Source organism: Geminicoccus flavidas, assembly GCF_009806515.1.
Lineage (GTDB): Bacteria > Pseudomonadota > Alphaproteobacteria > Geminicoccales > Geminicoccaceae > Geminicoccus > Geminicoccus flavidus.
Window position 1 is genome coordinate 1 of sequence record NZ_WUJP01000494.1, and the last position, 2,090, is coordinate 2,090.

At 69.6% G+C, this 2,090-nt stretch carries 4 protein-coding genes; all 4 read right to left on the reverse strand.

The features are described 5' to 3' along the window. Positions 1–290: AIR synthase related protein (locus EQG76_RS13995; RefSeq protein ID WP_235031362.1), on the reverse strand; the 290-nt coding region annotated here is incomplete at its 3' end. A 21-nt stretch (positions 291–311) separates the two neighbouring features. Continuing rightward, positions 312–800, reverse strand: a complete 489-nt coding sequence (gene nusB, locus EQG76_RS14000) for a transcription antitermination factor NusB (RefSeq protein ID WP_159714437.1) — start codon at positions 798–800, stop codon at positions 312–314. Further along, positions 797–1,261 carry a 6,7-dimethyl-8-ribityllumazine synthase gene (ribH, locus tag EQG76_RS14005; protein ID WP_159714440.1) on the reverse strand — a complete coding sequence of 155 codons (465 nt, stop codon included), beginning with the start codon at positions 1,259–1,261 and terminating at the stop codon, positions 797–799. Before ribH ends, nusB begins: the two co-directional genes overlap by 4 nt. A 9-nt stretch (positions 1,262–1,270) precedes the next feature. Further along, on the reverse strand, positions 1,271–2,090 hold an 820-nt coding region (locus tag EQG76_RS14010; protein WP_159714443.1), incomplete at its 5' end, for a 3,4-dihydroxy-2-butanone-4-phosphate synthase.

Here is a 2,090-nt window from a genome sequence, read left to right on the forward strand (position 1 = left end):
TCGGAGAGGTCCCGGCGCAGGCCGAACGCGGTGAGGTAGCCCACGGGCTCGGCCCCCATGGCGGCGAGGTCGGACAGGTTCTGGCGCAGGAGCTTCTGCGCCACCGTGCCCGGGGGATCCTCCCTGCGGAAGTGGACGGCCTCGACGATCGCATCCTTGGCGAGCACCAGCTCGGTGCCCGGCAGTTGCGCCAGCAGGGCGGCGTCGTCGGTAAGCCCGAGTGCGCCTGGACAGCCGGCCGCCAGCGGCTTGAGCAGCCGGTCGATCATCTGGAACTCGCCCTGCGCCATCCGGCAGCCTCCTCTTCAGGCTCAGACGGTCGGGCCGGCCGGGCGCAGCATCCGGGAGAGCCGGTCCAGGATCGCGTTGACGAAGCTGGGCTCGCCGCCTTCGAAGAAGCCGAACGCCAGCTCGACATATTCGTCGACCACCACGTTGGTCGGCACGTCGGAACGATGCGCCAGCTCGAACGCGGCGCAGTGCAGCAGCGCGCGCATCGGTGCCGACAACCGCTCGATCGTCCAGCCGCTGGCGAGCAGCGGGGCGATCTGCCGGTCCAGCGCATCGGCATGCTGGGCGGCACCCAGCACCACGAGCTTGAACCACTCGCGGTCGACCTCAGGGGCCGGCTCGTCGGGCAGGAACGGCTCGAACAGGGTGGAAAGCCGATGGTCGTCGAACTCGGCGGCTACCGTTGAGGGCTTCGCGCCCATCAGCTCGATCTGGTAGAGGGCCTGGATCGCGGCGAAGCGGGCGGCGCGACGCTTGGTGATTGGCTTGTTGGTCTTCTTGCGGGTCATCCTCTGAATCTGTCCCGCAACGCGATCAGGTGCAAGGCAGCGAGCGCAGCACCCCCGCCTTTGTCCATCTGGGCCGGGTCGGCCCGCACGATCGCCTGCTGCTCGTTCTCCACGGTCAGGATGCCGTTGCCGATCAGGCGCTGCTCGCGCACGGCGAGGTCGGTGATCCCGCGCGAGCTCTCATAGGCCACCGTGTCGTAATGGGTGGTCTCGCCGCGGATCACCACGCCGATGGCCACGAACCCGTCATAGCTCTTGGGCGCCAATGCGATCGCTGCCGGGATCTCAAGCGCGCCCGGGACCACCACATGCTCGACCCGGTTGACCCGGGCGCGCTCCAGCATCCGCCGCACGCCGGCCAGGAGCATGTCGTTGATGTGGGCGTGGTAGCGCGCCTCCACGATCAGGATGCGCGCGCGCGCCAGCACAGGGATGGAGAGTTGGTCGCCGCTGCCGGCCATGAAGATTCCTCAGTCGATCGCGCGGGTCTCGACGACCCGCAGCCCCCACCCGTCGAGCGCGATGATCGAACGGCCGGTGTTGGAAAGCAGGATCATGTCCTTTACGCCCAGATCCACCAGGATCTGGGCGCCAATGCCATAGACGCGCAGGTCGCCCGGCGGCGCGGCCTTCTGGCCGAGGCTGACCAGCACCCGCTCGGAGATCGCGTTGGGGGTAGGCTCGCGCAGGAGCACGACCACGCCGCGCCCGGCCCGGCCGATCTGCTCCATCGCCCGGTGGAGCTGATCGCCGCGGCCGCTCTCGCCCGCCCCCAGCAGGTCCTCCAGGATGTGGACGGAGTGCATGCGCACCAGCACCGGCCCGCCCGAGCGCACGTCGCCCTTGACCAGGGCCACGTGCTCGACCTTGTCCATCGCCGACTTGTAGACCTGCAGGCGCCACTGGCCGCCATAGCGGCTCTCGAAGCTGGTCACCACATCGCGCTCGACCAGCCGGTCGTGGCGCAGACGGTGGCTCACCAGGTCGGCGATCTTGCCGATCTTGAGGCCGTGGAGCTGGGCGAAGGCGACGAGGTCCGGCAGGCGGGCCATCGTCCCATCGTCGTTCATGATCTCGCAGATTACGCCCGCCGGGTAGAGGCCGGCCAGCCGGCAGATGTCGACCGAGGCCTCGGTATGGCCGGTGCGGACCAGCACGCCGCCTTCGCGCGCCATCAGCGGGAAGATGTGGCCGGGTGCCACCAGGTCGCGCCGGTCGGCGGCCGGATCGATGCAGACCGCGATGGTGCGTGCCCGGTCGGCCGCGGAGATCCCGGTGGTCACCCCGGTG